The organism is Minwuia sp. IMCC3009 (assembly GCF_029909415.1).
Classification (GTDB): Bacteria; Pseudomonadota; Alphaproteobacteria; order Minwuiales; family Minwuiaceae; genus Minwuia.
Genome location: NZ_CP123781.1, coordinates 2,308,459 through 2,329,635 on the forward strand (window position 1 = coordinate 2,308,459; position 21,177 = coordinate 2,329,635).

The window sequence follows — 21,177 nt, forward strand, 5'->3', positions numbered from 1 at the left end:
GGGGGACGTCAGTCAGCCAATGGGTATCTTCGAGAAGTTCCTGTCCCTCTGGATCGCGCTGGCAATGGTGGCCGGCATCCTGCTGGGCAATGTGACCCCCGGTCTGTTCGCGGCGATCGGCGCGGCAGAGGTGGCGAATGTCAATCTGGTGGTCGCCGTCCTGATCTGGGCGATGGTCTATCCCATGATGGTCGGCGTCGATCCGAAGTCGTTGCGCGATGTCGCCCGACAGCCGCGCGGGCTGCTGATCACACTGGTGGTGAACTGGCTGGTCAAGCCGTTCACCATGGCGTTGCTGGCCGTGCTGTTCTTCCAGCATGTCTTCGCACCCTGGATCCAGCCCGAGGACGCCATGCAGTACATCGCCGGGCTGATCCTGCTCGGGGCCGCCCCCTGCACGGCCATGGTGTTCGTCTGGTCGCAACTGACGCGCGGTGACGAGACCTACACGCTGCTGCAGGTATCCGTGAACGACCTGATCATGGTCGTCGCCTTCGCCCCCATCGTGGCGTTCCTGCTGGGTGTCACCGACATCACCGTCCCCTGGTCGACCCTGGTCCTGTCGGTCCTGCTGTTTATCGCGCTGCCGCTGGCCGCCGGACTGGTCACGCGTCGGAAACTGCGGACCCCGGCAAGGATCGAGGCGTTTCAGGCCCGGGTGAAACCCTTCTCCATCGTCGGCCTGATCGTCACCGTGATGATCCTGTTCGGCCTGCAGGGGCAGGTGATCGTCTCCAGGCCGTTCGTCATCGTGCTGATCGCCGTGCCGATCATCCTGCAGAGCTACAGCATCTTCGCGATTGCCTATGCCGCAGCCTTCGCGCTGAAGGTGCCACACCGCATCGCCGCCCCCTGCGCCCTGATCGGGACATCGAACTTCTTCGAGCTTGCCGTCGCGGTCGCCATCAGCCTGTTCGGCCTGAACTCCGGCGCGGCCCTCGCGACCGTCGTCGGGGTACTGGTGGAGGTTCCGGTCATGCTGACCCTGGTGGCCTTCGCGAACCGGACGCGTGCCCGGTTCGCCCCCTGATCCGACGCCCCGGGGACGGCAGCAGTCAACGACCGCGATTGCACCATTGGACTGGTCTAGCTCTTCTCTTCCGCTTCCATCTCCGCATAGACCTGCTTGATCAGCTTGATGGCGTGGTTCGCAGCCGGGACCCCGGCATAGACGGCGACATGCAGCATCGCCTCCCGGATGTCGTCCAGTGTCGCGCCGGTGTTGCGGGTTGCCTTCGCATGCAGGGTCAGTTCACCGTCCCGTCCCAGCGCCGCCAGGATCGACAGGGTGACGATGGAGCGTTCACGCAGGCTGAAATGCGGCCGCGTCCAGAGGCCGCCCCACGCCGTCTCCGTGATGTAGTCCTGGAACTCCGCGTCCAGTTCCGTCGCAGCGGCCCGCGCCCGGTCCACATGGGCATCGCCGAGCACCTTGCGGCGGACGCTCATTCCGGCCTCGAAACGGTCACTGTTCTGCAGGGGATCGTCAGCCAAGGTCATTCTCCCGGAAGAAGGCGTCCATCAGCGCCAGTTGTTCGTCCGGGCGCTCGATGCAGGGCAGATGTCCCGCCCCCGCGATCACCGCGAACTGCGCCCCGTCGATGAGGTTCGCCAGCGCCTGCACCAGCTCCGGCGTCGTCGCCTTGTCCTCATCGCCGACGATGCACAGCGTCGGAACGGTCAGGGCGGATGTGGACCGGGTGAAATCCGTGTCACGGATCGCGGCGGAGGTGCCCGAATAGCCCGCCACGGGCGTCCGTTCGAACATGTTGCGATAGCCCTGATAGGCGGCGTTCCCGGGCACCCGATAGGCGGAGGAGAACCAGCGCTCCATCACCCCATCCGTCATGACGGACAGTCCCTTGGTCTCCACCGTCTCGATCCGCCCGTTCCAGAGCGTGTCGTCCCCGATGATGTGGCCCGTGTCGCACAGCACCAGCCCGCGCACCAGATCGGGTCGGCTGGCCGCCAGTCCCTGCGCGATCATGCCCCCGACCGACAGGCCGCAGATGATCGCCGAACGGACCCCCAGATGATCCAGCAATGCTGTCAGGTCACCTACGTGATCGGCCATCACGTAGGGGGCCGCCGGGGCCTCCGACAGGCCATGGCCGCGCTTGTCGCTGCGGATGCAGCGGAACCGTCCCTTCAGCCCCGCAACCACATCGTCCCAGATGCGGAAGTCCGTCCCCAGCGAGTTGGAGAAGGCAATGACCGGCAGGTCCGCCTCCCCCGTGTCGGCATAGTGCAGCACCACGCCATTCAGTCGCGCGAAGTTCATCCCGGTATCCTCCCTCGGTCCCCCGACCCCGCCGTCAGAACGGCAGGCCGACATAGTTCTCCGCCAGCGACCGGCCTGCGGCCTCCGACCCTGTCAGATAGTCCAGCTCGGCCTCCTGAATGCGCTGACCGAACGCACCATTGTCGGGAAAGCGATGCATCATCGACGTCATCCACCAGGAAAAGCGCACCGCCTTCCAGACCCGCGCCAGCGCCCGCCGCGAATAGTCTTCCAGCGCCGCACCGTCACGGTCATTGAAGAAGGCGTTCAGGCATTCATGCAGATAGTGCACGTCCGACACGGCCAGGTTCAGTCCCTTGGCGCCGGTCGGCGGCACGATATGCGCTGCATCGCCCACAAGGAACAGACGGCCGAAACGCATCGGCTCCGCCACGAAACTGCGCAGCGGCGCGATGGATTTCTCCAGCGACGGTCCCGTGACCAGCGCCTCCGCGGCCCTGGTATCCAGACGGTTGCGCAGTTCGTCGTAGAAACGGTTATCGGACCAGTTCTCCACCTTCTCATCCAGTTCGCACTGGATGTAGAAGCGGCTGCGGCTGCGTGACCGCATGGAGCAGAGCGCAAAACCGTCCGGGTGGTTGGCGTAGATCAGTTCCTCCGAGACCGGCGGCACATCCGCCAGCACACCCAGCCAGCCGAAGGGATACACACGCTCCACGGTCGTGATCGACCTCTCCGGCACACTGGCGCGGCTGATCCCGTGAAACCCGTCGCAGCCCGCGATGACATCGCAGCTGATCTCATGCGTCTGACCGGCATGCGTGTAGGTCACGCGCGGCATATCGCTGTCGAAGTCGTGCATCGCGACATCGTCGGCCTGATAGACCGTTTCACAGCCTGCGGCACTCCGCGCCTGCATCAGATCGCGCGTCACCTCGGTCTGACCATAGACGGTGACGGTCTTGCCGCCGGAAAGACGCTCCAGGTCGATACGATGGCGACGCCCGTCAAAGGCAAGCTCGACACCGGAGTGGACCAGCCCCTCTGCCGCGCAGCGCGCGCCCGCACCAGCGCGGTTCAGGACGTCGACCGTACCCTGCTCCAGCACGCCGGCGCGGATACGGCCCAGCACATAGTCTGCCGTCTGGCGCTCCAGGATGACCGCTTCGATCCCCGACAGATGCAGCAACTGGCCGAGCAGCAGCCCGGAAGGCCCAGCCCCGATGATCACCACCTGCACCCGTCTGCTCACCCGCGTTTCCCCCGTTTTCGTTTTCGGGACCGTAACCTGTTCCCGCGCCCTGATCCATGTCCGGCGCACATGTGCTATCCAGCAGTCATCGGTCTGTCAGGGGGAGTGCCATGCTGCACGCGACGCAACGCATCCGGGTCGAGTGGGGTCATTGCGATCCGGCTCGCATCATCTTCAACCCGAACTACTACATCTGGATGGATCAGGGCACGCATGGCCTGCTGGAGGCGGCGGGTTTCCCCTTCGCGAAACTGACAGCCACACCCGATTTCAGGGGCTGTCCGCTGGTCGCGTCGGGCATGGATTTCCGCAGCCCCGCCTTCTACAGCGATGTGCTGCTGCTGACCACGTTCGTGGAGAGGTTCGGCACGAAGTCCTTCACGGTCCGCCATCACTTCACCCGCGACGGGGATCTGCTGGCGGAGGGACATGAGGTGCGCGTCTGGGCCGTGAATGTCCCGGATGACCCGCGCGGCATGAAGGCAATTCCGGTTCCCGCCGATGTGCGTGCGATGCTGGAGCAGGAAGGCAGCATCGACGTGACGGCCTGACAACCCGGCGATGGGCTTCACCCGGAGTCGGTGGTACGCTGGGACACGGCAACAGTTGGGGAGGATTTCGGCCATGAACCGGCATCCGGTGCGTGAGATCACCCGAGAGGAACAGGAAACGTTCTGGGCGGAAGGCGTCATCTGCCTGCGCGGCATGTTCGATCCCGACTGGATCACGCGCATGGGTCAGGCGGTCGATGCCGCCATTGCCACCCCCGGCCCGATGGCGCTGAACCTGGATCAGGGCAAGGACGGACGCTTCCACGGCGACAGCTTCGTCTGGACCTGGCAGGACGATTTCCGGGCCTTCGTCTTCGACAGTCCGGCCGCCGAGATCGCGCAGCAGGTGCTGGGCGCGCGGGAACGCGTGACGCTGTTCTTCGACACCCTGCTGGTGAAGGAACCGGGTTCCCAGGCCCTCACCCCCTGGCACCATGACCAGCCGTACTGGCCCATCGACGGCGAACAGGTCTGCACGGTCTGGACACCCTTCGATCCCGTGACGCGCGATTCAGGGGCGGTCGAATATCTCATCGGTTCGCACCGCTGGGGACGGCGTTTCCAGCCAAAGAGCTTCACCGGTGACAGCCGCTATGGCGATACCATGGAGCCTGTGCCGGACATCGAGGCGGAGCGGGATCAGCATAGCTTCCGCAGTTTCGAGACGGAGCCGGGTGACTGTCTGGTGCATCACGGCCTGATCCTGCATTCGGCACCGGGCAACAGCCGGGTCGACCGGCGGCGGCGGGCGCTGGCGGCGCGGTTCTGTGGCGACGATTGCACCTACCGGCCGGAGGGCAGTTTCCAGCCCCTGATCCGCGATCCGGGCATCCCCTCCGGCGCGCCGCTGGAGTGTGACCTGTTTCCGCGCGTCTGGCCGCGCGCCGCATGAAGACTTCAGGGAGCTGACCATGGCGATGACCGACCTTCAGACAGAAACACCCCTGCCCGGCCCTCTGAGCGCGGCTGAGGTGCGGCATTATCAGGAACGTGGCTACGTCGTGCCCCAGGGATTCCGCATCGATCCTGACCGGCTTGAGCGGATGCGCGCGGATCTCGACCGGTTGATCGCCGACAATCCGCACCTGTCACCGGATGCCATGTTCTGCCCGCACATCCCTTCGCACGGACCACAGGCCCTGAAGGGGGCCGACACATGGATGGACCATGCCGCCATCCCCGAAGTGCTGGATGCCGTGGCGCAACTGATCGGCCCCGACATCCTGCTGTGGGGCACCACGGTCTTTGGCAAACCGGCGCACTCCGGCAAGGAAACGCCCTGGCACCAGGACGGGCAGTACTGGCCCATCCGTCCCCTCGCCACCTGCTCCGTCTGGATCGCGATTGATCCGGCCACGTCGGAGAACGGGTGCCTGCGGGTGATCCCCGGCTCCCACCGGGACCAGCGCTTGCGTGGTCATGACCGCAACGACAGCGATGGCCTGACCCTGAACCAGCAACTGAAACCGGAAGAGTTCGACGAGGCGGAGGCGGTCGAGATCGAACTGGAGCCGGGGCAGATCTCGCTGCACGACGTCTACATGGTGCATGGCTCCCGCCCCAACCGGTCCCCGCATCGCCGGGCGGGCTATGTGCTGCGCTTCATGCCCACCAGTTCCGTCTTCGACCGGCAGATCGGGGCCGAGATCGTGAAGCTGACAGGCGGTCAGGTCGATTTCGTCACCCGCCCCCTCTACCTGATGCGCGGGCAGGACATCAGCGGCCGGAACGACTTCTCGGTGGGCAAGCAATAGTGCTGCTGAAACCGGTCGAACTGCGCCAGCGTGCCACCGGCAAACGCCTGATCGGCCTGGATCCGGGAACCAAGACGATCGGCGTGGCGATCTGCGATTCCGCCCACATGGTGGCGACGCCACTGCAGGTGATCCGGCGCGGCAAGCAGGCAGCGGATTTCGCAGCCATCGAGAAGATCATCGACGAGACGGGAGCGGGCGGAATCGTGGTCGGCATGCCCCTGAACATGGATGGCACATCCGGTCCCAGGGCGCAGTCGGTCCGCGCCTTCCAGCGCAGTCTGGAGCGCGCGTTCGACCTGCCCATGGCCTTCATCGACGAACGGCTGTCCACAAGTGCCGTCGAGCGCAGCCTGATCAGCCAGGACGTTTCCCGCCGCCGCCGCGCCGAAGTCATCGACGCCCATGCCGCTGCCTATATCCTGCAGGGCGCGCTGGACCTGCGGGTCTGACGCCAGCGGATCAGCTGCTGCCGCCAGCCCGTGCCGAGGCGGCGATTGCCCTGACGGTGTCTTCATGCAGGGCGAAATAGTGCATCTTCGGCGCGAGATAGATCATCATGCGCAGCAGGCCATTCTGCTGGGTGCCGATAACGAGTCCCTTGGTCTCCAGCTGGGTCTTGGTCACCATGTCGAACTCGAAGGCAAAACCGGGACTGCTGAGAAACACCTGCGGACGCAGGTTCGTTGCTGTCACGATGGGGGCCTCGTAGACCTTCGCCAGGGTGGTCTCCACCAGTTCCATGACATCCGGTTCGGTCATGCCGACACGCCAGGTGGGCAGATCCTCGTTCACCTTCTTGTTCAGCGACTTCATGAACGGCTCGCCGTTCTCCACCCTGGAGAAGAAGAGCAACTGATTGATGCTGGGACCATCGACGGTCCACATGGCATCGATACCCTCGTTGCCGACGAACTGCTTCGAGACTGCGGCCCAGTCGCCGACAGCGGTCACGGTGACGCCTTCTCCCACCGGTACTGACTGCCCGGCACTGACGGCCGTGTAGGTCTCGCAGGCGGCAAGGCTGAGCAGCAGCAGCACCGAAGCCAGCAGGTTGCGCACTCTCATGGTCTCAGGCTCCCACGTAGGATTGGATCATCAATCGGTCCTCGGCACCCGGGACCAGTTCAAGATAGCGCCGGAACGCTTCGGCGGCCTTGTCCTGCCTGCCGGCACGGCGGTGCAGGATGCCGATGCCGCGCCAGGCGGGACCGTGCAGTTCGTCGAGTTCCAGCGCCCGGCCATAGGCATTCATCGCCCGACCGGAATCGATGCCGTCATTGCGGGAGCGGTAGACCTCGCCCTCGTAGTAGAAGGGATCGGCATCGCCCGGATTGGCCACCTTCATCCGCTCGATGATGACCAGGGTGCGGCTGTACTGCTGCAGCCGCAGCTCGTCCTGCATCATCATGTCCCGGAAGGCCCGGGCCTGGGCCAGATAGCGGTCTTCCCCGACAATGCGCTTTCCGCCAGGAAAGGCCGCCGCCTGCAGCGCCAGCGCCTGGGCACGGTCGGCCGGAGCCGGATGGCTGGCGAAGAACACGTCCCTCTGCCGCTCCTGGTCCCGCTTTTCCTCCGCCGTAAGTCCGGCGTCGCGTTCCTCGATCAGGCCACGCCAGATTTCCGATGCCTGGACCGGGTCGTAGCCCGCATTCACCATCAGCTCCAGACCGATACCGTCCGCCTCCCGCTCCTGCTCTCGCGAGAAGGCAAAGATGTTGGCCAGTGCCACCAGACCCGGCAGGTTGGCGAGCGCACCGCCGCCCGCCGCGGCAATGGCGATGCCCAGAAAGGCAGCCACCGTGGAACTGTCCCGGATCTGTTCGAAACGCTGCAGCGAATGGCGCTTCAGATAGTGGCCGATCTCGTGCCCGATGACGGCCGCAAGCTGCGCCTCGTTCTGACAGCGCAGCATCAGCCCTGACCAGACCTGCATCATGCCATTCGGCGCCATGTTGGCGTTGAAGAAGGGTGTGCGCACCAGATAGACGCGCATGTCGGCGCAATGCCTGCCCGCCAGACGGCAGGCAATGTCGCTGACGTAGCGGTTCAGTTCCTCATCCGTCATGCGCAGGGGCGAGAATTTCAGGTCGGCCTCTGCCCTGTTGAAGATGTCCCAGAGTCCCCCCTCGACGCTGTCCAGCGTCGGCGCATGGCCCGCCTGGATCCGGGATCCGCCGCCCTGGCTGACGCATCCGGTCAGTGCCGTGGCGGCACATCCGCACAACAGGTGCCTGCGCGTGAAGTCCATGGCAGGATCAGCCGTTCGGAAGGGTGCTGAACAGGCTGCGCACCGATTCCTCGGCAGCCTGCTCTGTGCGGAGATCACCTGAACCCCTGGCGATCGTTCCGAACCAGGCGATCTGCCCGGTATTCAGGTCCACAAGCGAGGCATAGCCGATCTGGGTTCCACCCTGGATGCCGACCCCGAGCAGTGCCAGCGCGATGCCCAGCGCAACACGCCCCCCGGACGAGTAGCTGTCCTCCATAAAGATGAACAGGCCGTAGCGGGCCCCCGTGGCGTCCGCAACCGTGCGCACATCCTTGCCGATGGACCAGTCGAACCGGCCCTGCTTGGTCGGCGGCCGCCGCTGCGGGATACGGGCCTGATAGAAGACCTCGCCTCCGACCACGCTGTGCAGCTTCACAAGCTGGTTCACCAGCTACTGCTGGTCCAGCGGCAAGGTGCTCGCATCGAACTCGACGAGTTGAAGCTGCTTCTCCGACTGGATCAGGTTGATGGCGCGACGCACATGCAGTTCCGCGTCCTTCGTCCATTCGGCCTTCGGCTCCCTGACACCACCGGCGGTGAGCTGGTAGAGCTGCAGCTCAAGCGGCATCAGGGCAATGCGGGTATCGCCAGGCCGCAGATCGGGGCGCACCTGTGCGACCTGGCTCGTCGTCTGGCATGCGGCAAGTGCCAGCGCCAAACACGACACGAGCGCGAATCTGATCATTTTCATGCTAATCCCCTCACACGACCCTACGGTGTTGGATAGCAATGCACGTATTCGTAGGCAATACGGAACTTGATCCCGAATAAGACGTCAGGACCCTTCCGGAAATGAACTCAGCAACGGTACTCGCAGGATCGTCCGAAACGCCGCTCTGGCTGCATCATCCCCAGCGCGCGACGGGGGCCCCGCATTCCGAACGGGATGACCTGCCGCCAGCGGCGGTTGCTGCCATCAATGCCGATGAGACGGAGCCGCGTTTCACCCGATTTGACGGTGCTGACGTCCTGATCCTGCGCGGCGTGAACCTGAACGAGAACCGCCGTCCCGAGGACATGGTCTCGTTGCGGGTCGCGGTGACGGAGGACCGGATCGAGTCCGTGGCGCTGCAGCGCGTCCGGGCGGTCGAGGACACGGCGGAACTGGCCCGGGCGGCGGGCGCCGCCGCACGGCCGGGCATGATCGTCACCCATCTGGTCGCCAATCTGACCAGCCGGGTCAAGGACTCGCTGGTGCACCTCAACCACCAGCTTGCGGACCTTGAGGACATTCTGGAGGCGCCGGGACCAAATCCCTCCGCGCAGGAACTGTCCCAACTGCGCCGGCAGGCGATCTGGCTGCACCGGTTCTCCGTGCCACAGGCTGACGCGCTGGAGGCTGTTCTGGCCGCGGAACCGGCGTGGCTCAAGGCATCGGACCTGATCGACCTGCGGGAACACTGGCACGCGACCCGGCGCAACGTGGCGGCACTGGAGGCCATTCGGGACCACAGCCGCCTGATCCAGGACCGGATCGACCAGGCCACGGCAGAGGCGAGCCAGCGCGCGACCTATATCCTGACCATTATCGCGGGCATCTTCCTGCCGCTGAACCTGGTGGCCGCGCTGCTGGGTGCCAACGTCGGCGGGGTTCCCTGGTCGGGGGATGGCAACGGCTTCACCTACCTGCTCGCCGGGTCAGCCGTGCTGACCGTCGTGCAGCTGCTGATCCTGCGCCGCCTGAAATGGATCTGATCTGCGCGGCGCCGTGACCCTGAGGGCTTACGTCGCCGTACGTTCCGCAGCCACCTTCTCGATCGTGGCCTTCAGGTCCGGATTGTCCGCGAGCAGCTTCTGGAATGCCGCACGCTCCAGCACCAGCAGGTCACAGAAGCCCTCCGCGAAGACATCCGCGTTGCGGGGCGCATCCTTCAGCAGCGCCAGCTCGCCGAAGAACTGCCCGGAACCGAGGATCACAGGCTCCGGCGCAATGTCCACCCGGATGGCCCCCGAGGACACGAAGAACATCGCCGTCCCGGCATCGCCCTTGCGGACAACGGCTTCGCCCGGCAGGACAAGCTGGGGCTTCAGCAGGGCAGTGATCGTCTGGATACGCTCCTGCGACAGGCTTTCGAACAGCGGCACACTGGCGACCAGTTCCGCCGGATCGAGCCCGAGGTCGAGGGGCGGGCGCTCGCCCAGCATGGCGTAGCGTTCTTCCAGATCGCCCTGCAGACTGGCATGGATCTCCGCGCCGATGACCGCTTCCTCATGCAGGCGGTCGTAATCCTGGCGTTCCTGACGCAGCGCGACACGCTCCAGATAGCGGCGCTGCAACTGCCGGGCATAATCAGGATACTGCAGCCGGACCGCCGTCAGGGCTGCCATGGTCTTCTCCAGCCGCGCGTCCAGCATCTCGCAGAGGCGGGCCGAAACATCAGCCCCCACCAGCGCCTCGATGTCCCCGATACCATCCGTGCGAACCTCGGCCAGCACGGCCCGCATGGTCCGCAGCCGTTCCATCCTGTCGGCGAAGCGTCGCGCAAGTGGCTCGGCGAACCCGAACCGGCGCTGTAACCTCAGTGCCAGCAGGAAGGACCTGTTGAACCCGAGCACCCTGTCACAGGCGCGGGCATAGCCTTCGAGCCCGCCATGCTTGGTCGCATCCAGCATCTCGTCATTCATTGCCAGCAGGGATCGCGCAATGGCGGACGACAGGTAGCCCTGTGCATAATGGCGCAGGAAACCCCGCCGTTCCTGACCGAGTGTTGCCATCAGCGCGACCTTCATCCAGTCGTCCGGCGTCAGCACGCCCTCGTTGGCCGCATCCGCCCGCGCCTCGGCGACGCGCTTCGCATAGATCGCCGATACCTCTTCCGCCACTTCGCCGGGGATCTTCTGGTTCTCCGCGACCTGCCCGATCCTGCCCTGAATACCGTCGAGGGCTGTCGCGATCGCGCGGTTGCGAATGGTGACATCCGCGGGCGAGAGCTTGTCGAGGCCGAATGCCTTCATGACCGCACCAACGGTCGTGGCATTGACGAACAGGGTGAACAGGACGAACGCGCAGACCAGCGCCACGACGAATTCGCGGATGTCCTGCGGGATGGACTCGTTCTCCCAGATCGCCAGGGCCAGGGCCAGCGAGACCGCGCCGCGCAGGCCACCCCACCACATCACCGTCCTGAACCCGAGACTGACATTGGCCGCAACGCCGACACTGCTCAGGATCGGCAGCAGGCCATGGGTCAGAAGTCCACGCGCGATGAAGGCCGAGGCCAGCAGGACGGCGAGAGTCAGCCACATGCCGCCGTTGAAGACGGACAGGATCGACGGCACCGCAAGTCCGACCAGCACGAAGATCAGGGAATTGGCCCAGAAGCCGAGGTTCTCCCAGGTTTCCTGCAGCAGGTGCCAGCCATTGGCCGACATTCCTGTCCGCCCCATGGAGCCCATGACCAGTGCCGCAGTGACCACCGCCATGACGCCGGAAACGTGCAGGTAATGCTCCGCCACCAGAAACGAGAGATAGGCCAGCGAGACCGTCAGCGTCACCTCGACCAGGGCCACGCCCCCCATGCGCCCGATCAGCCAGACGAACCCGCGGGCCATGATGAAACCGACGATGATGCCGCCGAAGAACACCTTCATGAAGCCCAGACCGCCGCCGATCAGGTCCGCCTCCACATTGCCGATGATCATGGCGGCCAGGATGTTGAACAGCACGATGGCGGTGGCGTCATTGAACAGGCTCTCGCCCTCCACCAGCACCGCCAGGCGCTTCGGCGCGCCGAGATCCTTGAAGATCGCGACAACCGCCACCGGGTCCGTGGCCGACAGGATCGCCCCGAGCAGCAGGCACACCAGGAAGCTCATGCCCGACACGGCCCAGACCGCGCCGCCGACCATGAAGGCGGAAATCAGCAGGCCGACCACGGCCAGAAACATGATCGGGCGAATGTCCGCCAGCAGCTTCCGGACATCGATGGCAAGGCTGCTTTCGAAGACCAGCGCCGGCAGGAAGATGAAGATGATGATCTCCGACGTGATCTCCAGCGATTCGAAACTGTGGAACAGGTCGCTGATCACACCCAGATGCATGGCATGCGTCAGTTCACTGATCAGGCCCAGCCCGATCCCGACAGCGGCCAGCAGGACCGTGTATGGAAACCGGATGCGCTTCGCCAGCGGCAGCATCAGCACCGCAATCGTCATCAGGCCGAACAGGCCAAGTACAGTTGTCCAGATTCCCTCATGCATCGTGCTTTCCCCCCGTGACGATGCAACCCCGTCTTTTTTGCCACTATATCACCATTTGCGGCGCATGATCGGAATGTTCGCCGTCGCAATTGACAGGGGATGGTGCAGAATGCAGCTTCTCGTTCGATCGACCCCCAGGGCGCGAGGACTTCATGCAGACATATCTGGACTTCGAGAAACCGCTGGCCGAGCTGGAGGGCAAGGTCAGGGAACTGCAGCATCTGGCCCAGACCAACGAGGCTACCGACATTGATGCGGAGGTCGATACGCTGCGCGGCAAGGCGTCGAAACTGCTGGCAGACACCTACAAGACCCTGACTCCCTGGCAGAAGACGCAGGTCGCCCGGCACCCGGAACGGCCGCACACGTCGCACTACATCGACGCCCTGATAACCGACTTCACCCCACTTGCCGGCGACCGTTCCTATGGCGATGACAAGGCCCTGATCGGCGGCATGGGCCGGTTCCGCGGACGGAGTGTCATGATTCTCGGCACAGAGAAGGGACATTCGACCGAAGGCCGCGTGAAGCATAATTTCGGCATGGCCCGCCCCGAAGGCTATCGCAAGGCCCAGCGCCTGATGCGGATGGCGGAGCGGTTCGGGATGCCCATCCTCACCTTTGTCGACACGGCGGGCGCCTACCCCGGTGTCGGCGCCGAGGAACGCGGTCAGGCAGAGGCGATTGCCCGCTCCGTGGAGGTCTGCCTGAACGTCAAGGTTCCGATCATCGCGGTCATCATCGGCGAAGGCGGCTCCGGCGGTGCGGTGGCACTGGCCGTGGGTGACCGGGTGATGATGCTGGAACATTCCATCTATTCGGTGATCTCGCCGGAGGCCTGCTCCTCGATCCTGTTCAAGACGTCCGACAGGGCGATCGATGCGGCGGAAGCACTGAAGCTGACTGCCCAGGACCTGAAGCGTCTGCGGGTGGCCGACCAGGTCATTCCGGAGCCCGTCGGCGGCGCCCATCGCGACGCCGCGGCAACCATGATGCGGGTTGGTGATGCCATTGCCGACGCGCTGTCGATGTTCAGGGACATGGCTGATGACCAGTTGCTGGAACGGCGTCGCGACAAGTTCCTGACGATCGGCAGGATGCCGGTTTGATGCGTACCGCCGCCCTGGCCGACCTGAGCCACCTGAATGGCTGAGCAAGGGCGCCACAGACTGCTGCTTGTGGAGGACAGCCGCTCCCTCGCGCGTACCTATGAACAGTACCTGCGCGACGAGCCGTTCGAGATCGTTGCCGTGGAAACCGGCGGCGAGGCCATGAACGAACTGGATCGCCCGTTCGATGTGGTGCTGCTGGACCTGCGGTTGCCGGACATGGACGGCATGGAGATCCTTGAACGGCTGAACACGCGCGAGACACCACCCCCCGTCATCGTCATCACCGCCCACGGGTCGATCAACATCGCGGTCGAGGCCATGCGGCTGGGTGCATTCGATTTCCTGGTGAAGCCCTTCTCCGCAGAACGACTGACCTTCACGGTCAGGAACGCGACGGAGCGGGCGCTGCTCGCGGCCAGCGCCGAGCCGGACGATGATGCGCCGGACAACAACGGCTTTGCGGACTTCATCGGCTCATCGCCCAAGATGCGTGCCGTCTACAAGACGCTGCGCATGGCCGCACCCAGCAAGGCAACCGTCTTCGTTGTCGGCGAGTCGGGCACCGGCAAGGAGCTTGCCGCCAACGCGGTGCACAGCCTGAGTCCGCGATCGAACGGGGCCTTTGTCGCCATAAACTGCGCGGCCATCCCGAAGGGGCTGATCGAAAGCGAGATCTTCGGCCATGTGCGCGGTGCCTTCACCGGCGCGGTGCAGGATCGCGAGGGCGCAGCCGCCCGCGCCCACGGCGGCACCCTGTTCCTGGACGAGATCTGCGAGATGGACCTGGACCTGCAGAGCAAGCTGCTGCGGTTTGTCCAGACCGGCAGCTTTGAAAGGGTCGGCGACGGTCGGACCCGACATGTGGATGTGCGCTTCGTCTGCGCCACCAACCAGGACCCGATGGAGGCGGTTCAGGCCGGCCGGTTCAGGGAAGACCTGTTCTACCGTCTGCACGTCATCCCGATCACGCTGCCGCCGCTGAGGGAGCGCGAGAACGACATCCTGCTGATCGCGGAGACTTTCCTGAAGCACTTCGCGCGCGAGGAACGGAAGAAGTTCAAGCGGTTCGCACCCGAGACCGAACAGGCAATGCTGAACCATCGCTGGCCAGGCAATATCCGGGAACTGCAGAACATCGTCCGGTCGATCACGGTGCTGTTCGACGGCACCGAGGTGACGCCTGACATGCTGCCGCCGGTCTTCGTGACACCGCAGGGCGGCGCAGCCGTTGGTGCTGCTCCCCCGGCCATTGTGCATCCCGACCTCGTCGAGAGCGTGGCAGGTGATGTGGCGCCATCCGGCGTCGCGAGCTGGCAGCGGGAACACGACATCCTGCCCCTCGACGAGGTGGAGCGGGAGGCCATCGAGGCGGCAATCCGCATCTGCGGCGGCAACATAGGGCGCGCCGCAGGTTTCCTGGGCGTCAGCCCCTCGACCATCTATCGCAAGAAGCAGGTCTGGGACGCGCGCGACGGGTGAGTGTCACCCGACACCCACTGTCGTCGCGCGCCGGAAACGATCAGATCGGCTAACGATCAGATCGGCTTCTGACCGATCTTCTTCCGTCCCTGGTTCACGGTCCTCAGGAACTCGATACCGTCGGCCGCGATGGCTTCGCCGATGTGAAGCCCCTCTTCACGCTCCAGCTCTTCGATATCCAGCCAGTTGGCATAGAGCTGACGCGTCCGGTCGGTGATGATGCCTGCGTTGAGCAGGGTCTTCACCAGAACACGCATGATGTTGGTCGGGTCCTTCAGATCGTTGCGCCGCTTGGAATCGCGGTCCGCATAGACCTCACGCACCGAGTCGCGGACCCATTCCCATTCCAGACCGAACTGCGGGTAGATCGCCCGCTTCTGGCGGATGTTGGTCAGGTTGAACAGCAGGGTCTCGAAACAGCGTGCTGCCCAGTCCTCGACAATCTCATGCTCCCGCGTGTCCAGCTTCGGGATCGTGCGGTCCGCCCAGATCTTGCCAAAGCGGTGATGGAAGGCCTCGTCCGTCATCACCAGCTGCACCAGACGCTTCAGCACCGGGTCATTGGTATAGCGATGCAGGCTGGCAAAGGCCCCCATCGCCAGCCCTTCCACCAGCATCTGCATGCCGACGAGCTTCTTGTAGACCTCCGGCGCGGCAACCAGTTCGTTCATCAGCCGTCCCAGTTCGTCACCCACCGGATAGGCCGTGCCCCAGCGGTTGCCGATGTAGCGGGCGAAGCCGGTAACGTGACGGGCCTCCTCCCGCGCCTGATTGGCGGCATACTCCTGCGCACCCGCGTCCACCATGATGTGGCAGAGGCTTGCAGAGAGGCTCAGTGCCCCCTGCTCCCCATGCAGGATGCCGGACAGGCCCCAGCGGGTGGATTCGTTGGCCAGTCGGATGCGCTGCCCCTCGTCCAGCCGGTCACGCACGGCGCCGGAAAGTTCCGGTACCTGCTCCGGCGGCATCAGATATTCGTTCTCCAGATCGAACGGCTTCGACAGATCGACGTAGGCCGGGTTCAGCGGGTCCCAGAAATGGTCATGCGTGGCGGAAATGATCTCGTCGAACGCGTCAGTCCGACGGTTGTAGCGATCAACCTCCATCATCGCGGGAAAGGCGTCCCGATCGACGGTCTCGTAGACGGAATCACGCGTGATGTGTTGGTTCATGTCTCTCCCCTGACGTCAGTTTCGTGCCTGTCCGGCGTTTCCGCGGAAGGATATTCTGCAGTTTACGTTAACGTCAATTGTCATTATGTCGATCAGGCGCGAAACGGTCGACGACGGCGCACGTTCTCCCCGATCCGGCGGATCGCCTGCAATGGATTGGGCTGGTTCCCGGCCGCGCCCAGCAGCTTTCCCTTGGCTTTCTCGATCTGCATGACATTGGCGATCCGGCGATCCAGGAAGGCCCAGGTATCGGCATGGTCGTCGGACCTGTCGTTCAGCCAGAACAGCAGCGTGCTCATGTAGACGCCCGCCAGAAGGGTGCGTTTCGTATAGAAGTTGAAATCGGTCGAGGTGTCGCCGATCGCCCGCCAGATCAGGTCCACCGTACGCCACAGCGCGCGGCTGGCCCGGGGGCCGCGATGCGGCAGTCCCAGATGGTTGAAGCCGCGGCGCACGGCCTCCTTGTGCGGTCCGGCGGCCTCCAGACGCATCCGGACAGCCTGGGTAATCTTCTCCCGGATCTTCATGCTCTCCAGATCCAGCGCCAGGATGTCTTCCACCATGCGGCGGTCGGCCATCAGCAGATGATGGTCCAGCAGGTCCTCCACACCGCCCGGAAAGGCGCGATAGATGTCCAGATCGATCGCACCGGCGTCCCGTGCGGCGGCGCGCAGGGTCTGATCTGTCCAGCCATCGAAGGCCGCGTGCATCAGTGCTGCGTCGGCCATCCGGTCCCGCAGCGCGTTCAGGTCCGCCGTAACCGTTGCTTCATCGGATTCGGTCGTCATGCGTCCTCTCCTTCTGCCGTAGGTGATGTGTCTTCCGCACTGGCGACCAGATGTTTCATCTCGGTCTCGAAGATCAGGTGCTTCAGGTCCGGCATGCGCTGCGGATAGAGCACACCGTCCAGATGATCACATTCATGCTGTACCACGCGCGCATGAAACCCCTCAACGGTGCGGTCGATCATCTGGCCGTCGATCCCCTGCCCGCGATAGCGCACCGCGGCAGGCCGGGGCACCAGGCCACGCAGCCCAGGCACGGACAGGCAGCCTTCCCAGCCCCACTCGACCGTTTCCGTTACGGGCTCGACAACCGGATTGCACAGGATGGTCAGCGGCACGGTCTCGTGCCCCCGTCCTGGCGGTACCTGGAACATCACCAGCCGGATGGATTCATGCACCTGCGGCGCGGCCAGCCCGGCACCCCCGATGTCATCCAGCGTTTCCATCATGTCGCCAACCAGATGCAGCAGTTCCGGGGCCGTGGGATCCGCGACAGGCCGCGCAACGCGCAACAGGACCGGGTGCCCCATCCGGGCGATCTTCCGAATGGCCATCAGTCGCTGCCCCGTGTCGCGGTGGCGAAGTAGTTCACGTCCAGATCCCGGCTGTCGAGGGACCAGCCTGTCAGCGGGCTGAACACCAGCCCGGTCAGATCCTCCAGTTGCAGCCCGCCATTGCGGAAGTGCGCGGCCAGTTCAGAGGGTTTGACGAACTTGGCGTGTGAATGGGTGCCGACCGGCAACCAGCGCATCACGCGCTCCGCCCCGAAGACAGCCAGCGCCCAGGCCTTCGGGGTCCGGTTCAGGGTGGAGAAGATGACCAGCCCGCCCGGGCGCACCAGTTTCGCGACCGAGGCCACGAACAGGCCGACATCGGCAACATGCTCCACGATCTCCAGCGCCAGCACGACGTCGAACTGCGCGCCCTGTTCGACCAGCGCCTCCGCCGTGTCATGCCGGTAGTCGATCTGCAGGCCCAGCCCCGTCGCATGGGTGCGGGCGGCCTGGATGTTGTCCCCGGCCGCATCGACACCGGTCACGTCCCCGCCCAGCCGCGCCATGGGTTCCGCCACCAGCCCGCCGCCACAGCCGATATCCAGGATCGAAAGCCCCTTCAGCGGCGCTGGCCCCTGTCCGTTGCAGTCAAAGTGGCGCACGATCTGCGCCTTCAGATACCGCATCCGGGCCGGGGTGAGCTGATGCAGCGGTTTCATCGGCCCGTCCGCGTCCCACCAGGTCTCCGCCATGGCGCTGAAACGGCTGATTTCTTCCGGATCGACGGTGGTGGCGGTCATGAAAACTCCTGATCGTCTGGCCTGTCCGGTCGATTTGCCGCGAAATGCAGCGCGTTGCGGACTTGCGACCCGTGCCTTCGCTAATTAAGACGTGCGGCCTTGAGCTCGCAAGGGGCCGCGACACATTGGTCGCGATCCAAGGACATGCAGGAGGCGGCACGGCAGACACCGGGCCGGGACAACAGATGGCGCGCATCGTCATGAAATTCGGCGGAACGTCCGTCGGCGATGTCGACCGCATTCGCAACGCGGCACGACGCGTGAAGGCGGAGGTCGAGGCTGGGAACGAGGTCGCGGTCGTCGTCTCCGCCATGTCGGGGGAGACGAACCGGCTGGTCGGACTGACACGCGAAGTCTCCGCCATGCACGATGCCCGCGAATACGACACCGTTGTCGCGGCGGGGGAGCAGGTGACCATCGGCCTGATGGCCATGGCACTGCAGGATCTGGAAGTGAACGCGCGCTCGTGGCTCGGCTGGCAGATCCCCGTACATACCACCAATGCCCACAGCGCCGCCCGCATCGACCGGATCGAGACCGACGAACTGATCCGCCGCTTCGGTGAGGGGCAGGTCGCCGTTGTCGCTGGCTTCCAGGGCATCGCCAGTGACGGTCGCATCTCCACGCTCGGGCGCGGTGGCTCCGACACCTCCGCCGTCGCTCTCGCTGCTGCGCTGAAGGCTGATCGCTGCGACATCTACACGGATGTGGACGGCGTCTATACCGCCGATCCGCGGATCGTCTCTGCGGCGCAGAAGCTTGACCGCATCACCTATGAGGAGATGCTGGAACTCGCGTCCCTGGGGGCGAAGGTCCTGCAGACCCGGTCCGTAGAACTGGCGATGAACCACGGCGTGCGCGTACATGTGCGCTCCAGCTTTTCAGATGAGCAAGGGACCCTGGTGGTCGACGAGGAGGAAATCGTGGAACAGCAGATGGTGAACGGCGTTACCTACGCGCCGGATGAGGCGAAGGTGACCCTGCGCCAGGTGGCCGACCGCCCCGGTGTCTCCGCGGCGATCTTCGGTGCGCTGGCCGACGCCAACATCAACGTCGACATGATCGTGCAGAACATCACGGAAGATGGCGCGACCACCGACCTGACCTTCACCGTCAACCGCGACCAGCTGCAGCGCGCCCTGACGATCCTGGAGGGCATCAAGTCCGACGTCGGCTGGCGGGAAGTGGTCTCGGCCTCCGATGTCGTGAAGGTCTCCATCGTCGGCGTCGGCATGCGCAGCCACGTCGGTGTCGCCCAGACCATGTTCCGGGCACTGGCGGAGAAAGGCATCAACATCCAGGTCATCACCACCTCCGAAATCAAGGTGAGCGTGCTGATCTCGGCGGACTACAAGGAACTTGCCGTCCGCGCCCTTCACACCGCCTTCGGTCTCGACGCCGCCTGACAGGCGACAGACCACCAATACCTACCCGACACTGCGTCCCTTGCCCTCCCAGTAGGGGGCGCGGATGTCGCGTTTCAGCACCTTGCCAACAGGACTGCGCGGCAGTTCCGGCCAGAAGTCCACGGACTTCGGGGCCTTGACCGATCCCAGCTTCTCCTTGCACAGCGCAATGATCTCTTCCTCGCTGACCGTCGCGCCGGGCTTCAGCTCGATGACCGCCTTCAGGGCTTCACCCCACTTCTCGTGGGGCACGCCGATCACGGCGCAGTCCTGCACGGCGGCATGGGTCCAGATCACCTGCTCCACCTCCGACGGATAGACGTTGAAGCCACCGGTGATGATCATGTCCTTCAACCGGTCGACGATATAGACGAACCCGTCCTCGTCGATCCGGCCGATATCGCCCGTATGGTGCCAGCCATGGGTGCTGGCAGCGGCGGTTTCCTCGGGTTGCCGGAAATAGCCTTCCATCACCATCTCGCCCCGCAGCACGATCTCGCCGGATTCTCCCTGGGGCAGGATCGTCCCGTCCTCCCCCATGATCTCGACGCGGGTGTAGGGGGTCGGCCTGCCGCAGGACAGCAGCCGGTGATGCTTGTTCGTGCTCAGCGCCTCCGCATGGTCGGCGGGCGACATGTAGGTGGCGATCATCGGGGCTTCGGCCTGGCCATAGGTCTGGGTCATGACGGGACCGAAGACCTCCATCGCCTCCTTCAGCTTGTCGGCGGACATGGGCGCGGCGGCATAGATGAAATGCTGCAGGCTGGAGTAGTCGTAGTCGCGCACCTTCGGGTGGGCCAGCATGACGTAGATCACGGTGGGCGGCAGGAACAGATGCGTCACCCGGTGCTTCTCGATCATCTGCATGATCTTCTCCGGCGCGGTCTCCGTCATGAAGATGTTGGTCGCGCCATAGGGCAGCAGCGGGAAGGAAACACCGCCCGCCGCATGGGTCATCGGCGCCACCATCAGATGCACCGGCGGTGCCGTCACCGGCATCATGACGTGGAACGTCGCCACCATCGTCTCCCAGGCCCGCGTGCTCAGCATGACCCCCTTGGGCCGCCCGGTGGTGCCGCCGGATGACATCTGCGAACAGATGGTCTCGGGCGGCAGCAGCGGGTCCGGTGCCGGATCCGGATCGACCGGCATCCAGTCGTCCAGGAACGGCAGGCCATCGACCGGCGCATCCGTCGTCACCACCAGCCGGATCGACGGCACCTCTGCCCGCACCTGCGCGACATGATCGGCAAAGCTGGAATGCACGAACAGGATCTCCGTCTGGTTGTTGTCCAGGACGTAGATGTTCTCCTCCAGCGCATTGCGGGCATTGATCGGCACCCAGATGCCGTTCTGGCGGCTGATGGCCAGCACACAGGCGTAGGCCATCGCGTGATTGGGTGACCAGACCGCGATGCGGGCACCGGTTCCGATCCCCTCTCCCCGCAACCCGGCGGCGATCCGCTGTGTCAGCTCACGGACGGTGGCATAGGTCCAGCCGTTCTGCCCGTCCGAAAGGCAGTCCCGGTCCGGGAACTGCCGTGCCCCCTGGTCGAACAGATCAATCATACGCATGGTCACTCTCCCCTGTGCTCCGTTGCCAAGAGATAGCAGCCCGTACCGGCCCCGTCTCCGCCGCAGCCAGAATACCCCTCCCC

The 21,177-nt window shown here is 64.7% G+C and carries 22 protein-coding genes; 9 read left to right on the forward strand and 13 right to left on the reverse strand.

What is annotated here, in order from left to right:
* Positions 1-19 precede the first annotated feature (19 nt).
* Positions 20-1,030, forward strand: coding sequence for an ACR3 family arsenite efflux transporter (arsB, locus tag QGV55_RS10835; protein WP_281016790.1), 1,011 nt, complete (start codon positions 20-22; stop codon positions 1,028-1,030).
* A 56-nt stretch (positions 1,031-1,086) separates the two neighbouring features.
* Here arsB and pcaC read toward each other — a convergent pair whose 3' ends face one another.
* Genes pcaC through pobA form a run of 3 tightly spaced genes read right to left on the reverse strand, consistent with a single transcriptional unit; the run spans position 1,087 to position 3,494 of the window.
* The gene (gene pcaC / locus QGV55_RS10840) at positions 1,087-1,494 is read right to left on the reverse strand and encodes a 4-carboxymuconolactone decarboxylase (RefSeq protein WP_281016789.1); all 408 of its coding nucleotides are present in this window, start codon (positions 1,492-1,494) and stop codon (positions 1,087-1,089) included.
* Complete coding sequence (gene pcaD / locus QGV55_RS10845; protein WP_281016788.1) at positions 1,487-2,281, reverse strand: 3-oxoadipate enol-lactonase; 795 nt, start codon at positions 2,279-2,281, stop codon at positions 1,487-1,489. The genes pcaC and pcaD overlap by 8 nt, the downstream gene beginning before the upstream one ends.
* A 34-nt stretch (positions 2,282-2,315) precedes the next feature.
* Entirely contained in the window at positions 2,316-3,494 is a 1,179-nt protein-coding gene (pobA, locus tag QGV55_RS10850) for a 4-hydroxybenzoate 3-monooxygenase (RefSeq protein ID WP_281016787.1), read from the reverse strand.
* Between the two features lie 110 nt (positions 3,495-3,604).
* On the opposite strand from pobA, the gene QGV55_RS10855 reads away from it, so the two are divergent.
* From QGV55_RS10855 to ruvX, 4 genes are all read left to right on the forward strand, one after another.
* Entirely contained in the window at positions 3,605-4,045 is a 441-nt protein-coding gene (locus QGV55_RS10855) for a thioesterase family protein (RefSeq protein ID WP_281016786.1), read from the forward strand.
* Between the two features lie 73 nt (positions 4,046-4,118).
* Positions 4,119-4,937 carry a phytanoyl-CoA dioxygenase family protein gene (locus QGV55_RS10860; protein WP_281016785.1) on the forward strand — a complete coding sequence of 273 codons (819 nt, stop codon included), beginning with the start codon at positions 4,119-4,121 and terminating at the stop codon, positions 4,935-4,937.
* A gap of 19 nt (positions 4,938-4,956) precedes the next feature.
* Complete coding sequence (locus QGV55_RS10865) at positions 4,957-5,799, forward strand: phytanoyl-CoA dioxygenase family protein (RefSeq protein WP_281016784.1); 843 nt, start codon at positions 4,957-4,959, stop codon at positions 5,797-5,799.
* Positions 5,799-6,251 (forward strand): Holliday junction resolvase RuvX, encoded by a 453-nt coding sequence (ruvX, locus tag QGV55_RS10870; RefSeq protein WP_281016783.1) that lies wholly within the window; start codon positions 5,799-5,801, stop codon positions 6,249-6,251. Before QGV55_RS10865 ends, ruvX begins: the two co-directional genes overlap by 1 nt.
* A gap of 10 nt (positions 6,252-6,261) precedes the next feature.
* On the opposite strand, the gene QGV55_RS10875 is transcribed toward ruvX, so the two are convergent.
* Genes QGV55_RS10875 through QGV55_RS10890 form a run of 4 tightly spaced genes read right to left on the reverse strand, consistent with a single transcriptional unit; the run spans position 6,262 to position 8,762 of the window.
* Positions 6,262-6,867, reverse strand: coding sequence for a hypothetical protein (locus QGV55_RS10875; protein WP_281016782.1), 606 nt, complete (start codon positions 6,865-6,867; stop codon positions 6,262-6,264).
* A gap of 4 nt (positions 6,868-6,871) precedes the next feature.
* On the reverse strand, positions 6,872-8,050 hold the full coding sequence (locus tag QGV55_RS10880; RefSeq protein WP_281016781.1) for a M48 family metallopeptidase: 1,179 nt from the start codon (positions 8,048-8,050) through the stop codon (positions 6,872-6,874).
* Between the two features lie 7 nt (positions 8,051-8,057).
* On the reverse strand, positions 8,058-8,459 hold the full coding sequence (locus tag QGV55_RS10885; protein WP_281016780.1) for a hypothetical protein: 402 nt from the start codon (positions 8,457-8,459) through the stop codon (positions 8,058-8,060).
* 3 nt (positions 8,460-8,462) lie between these two features.
* Entirely contained in the window at positions 8,463-8,762 is a 300-nt protein-coding gene (locus tag QGV55_RS10890) for a hypothetical protein (RefSeq protein ID WP_281016779.1), read from the reverse strand.
* A gap of 101 nt (positions 8,763-8,863) precedes the next feature.
* On the opposite strand from QGV55_RS10890, the gene QGV55_RS10895 reads away from it, so the two are divergent.
* Positions 8,864-9,766: a CorA family divalent cation transporter gene (locus QGV55_RS10895; RefSeq protein WP_281016778.1), complete on the forward strand. Its 903-nt coding sequence runs from the start codon at positions 8,864-8,866 to the stop codon at positions 9,764-9,766.
* 27 nt (positions 9,767-9,793) lie between these two features.
* Here QGV55_RS10895 and QGV55_RS10900 read toward each other — a convergent pair whose 3' ends face one another.
* Positions 9,794-12,271 (reverse strand): cation:proton antiporter, encoded by a 2,478-nt coding sequence (locus QGV55_RS10900; protein WP_281016777.1) that lies wholly within the window; start codon positions 12,269-12,271, stop codon positions 9,794-9,796.
* A 152-nt stretch (positions 12,272-12,423) separates the two neighbouring features.
* Between QGV55_RS10900 and QGV55_RS10905 the strand changes: the two genes are divergently transcribed.
* Both QGV55_RS10905 and QGV55_RS10910 read left to right on the forward strand, forming a co-directional pair.
* Positions 12,424-13,380 carry an acetyl-CoA carboxylase carboxyltransferase subunit alpha gene (locus tag QGV55_RS10905; protein ID WP_281016775.1) on the forward strand — a complete coding sequence of 319 codons (957 nt, stop codon included), beginning with the start codon at positions 12,424-12,426 and terminating at the stop codon, positions 13,378-13,380.
* 36 nt (positions 13,381-13,416) lie between these two features.
* Positions 13,417-14,862 (forward strand): sigma-54 dependent transcriptional regulator, encoded by a 1,446-nt coding sequence (locus QGV55_RS10910; RefSeq protein WP_281016774.1) that lies wholly within the window; start codon positions 13,417-13,419, stop codon positions 14,860-14,862.
* Positions 14,863-14,918: 56 nt separating this feature from the next.
* Here the strand turns inward: QGV55_RS10910 and QGV55_RS10915 are convergent, their stop codons facing one another.
* The 4 genes from QGV55_RS10915 to ubiG all read right to left on the reverse strand — a co-directional run bounded on the left by QGV55_RS10915 (position 14,919) and on the right by ubiG (position 18,113).
* A complete protein-coding gene (locus QGV55_RS10915) occupies positions 14,919-16,034 on the reverse strand; it encodes a ferritin-like domain-containing protein (RefSeq protein ID WP_281016773.1) in 1,116 nt (371 codons plus the stop codon).
* A 92-nt stretch (positions 16,035-16,126) separates the two neighbouring features.
* On the reverse strand, positions 16,127-16,822 hold the full coding sequence (locus QGV55_RS10920) for a COQ9 family protein (RefSeq protein WP_281016772.1): 696 nt from the start codon (positions 16,820-16,822) through the stop codon (positions 16,127-16,129).
* Positions 16,819-17,373: a peptide deformylase gene (locus QGV55_RS10925; RefSeq protein WP_281016771.1), complete on the reverse strand. Its 555-nt coding sequence runs from the start codon at positions 17,371-17,373 to the stop codon at positions 16,819-16,821. Before QGV55_RS10925 ends, QGV55_RS10920 begins: the two co-directional genes overlap by 4 nt.
* Positions 17,373-18,113 (reverse strand): bifunctional 2-polyprenyl-6-hydroxyphenol methylase/3-demethylubiquinol 3-O-methyltransferase UbiG, encoded by a 741-nt coding sequence (gene ubiG / locus QGV55_RS10930; protein ID WP_281016770.1) that lies wholly within the window; start codon positions 18,111-18,113, stop codon positions 17,373-17,375. Before ubiG ends, QGV55_RS10925 begins: the two co-directional genes overlap by 1 nt.
* Positions 18,114-18,298: 185 nt before the next feature.
* Between ubiG and QGV55_RS10935 the strand changes: the two genes are divergently transcribed.
* Positions 18,299-19,519 (forward strand): aspartate kinase, encoded by a 1,221-nt coding sequence (locus QGV55_RS10935; protein ID WP_281016769.1) that lies wholly within the window; start codon positions 18,299-18,301, stop codon positions 19,517-19,519.
* A gap of 21 nt (positions 19,520-19,540) precedes the next feature.
* On the opposite strand, the gene QGV55_RS10940 is transcribed toward QGV55_RS10935, so the two are convergent.
* The gene (locus QGV55_RS10940; RefSeq protein ID WP_281016768.1) at positions 19,541-21,094 is read right to left on the reverse strand and encodes an AMP-binding protein; all 1,554 of its coding nucleotides are present in this window, start codon (positions 21,092-21,094) and stop codon (positions 19,541-19,543) included.
* Between the last annotated feature and the right edge of the window lie 83 nt (positions 21,095-21,177).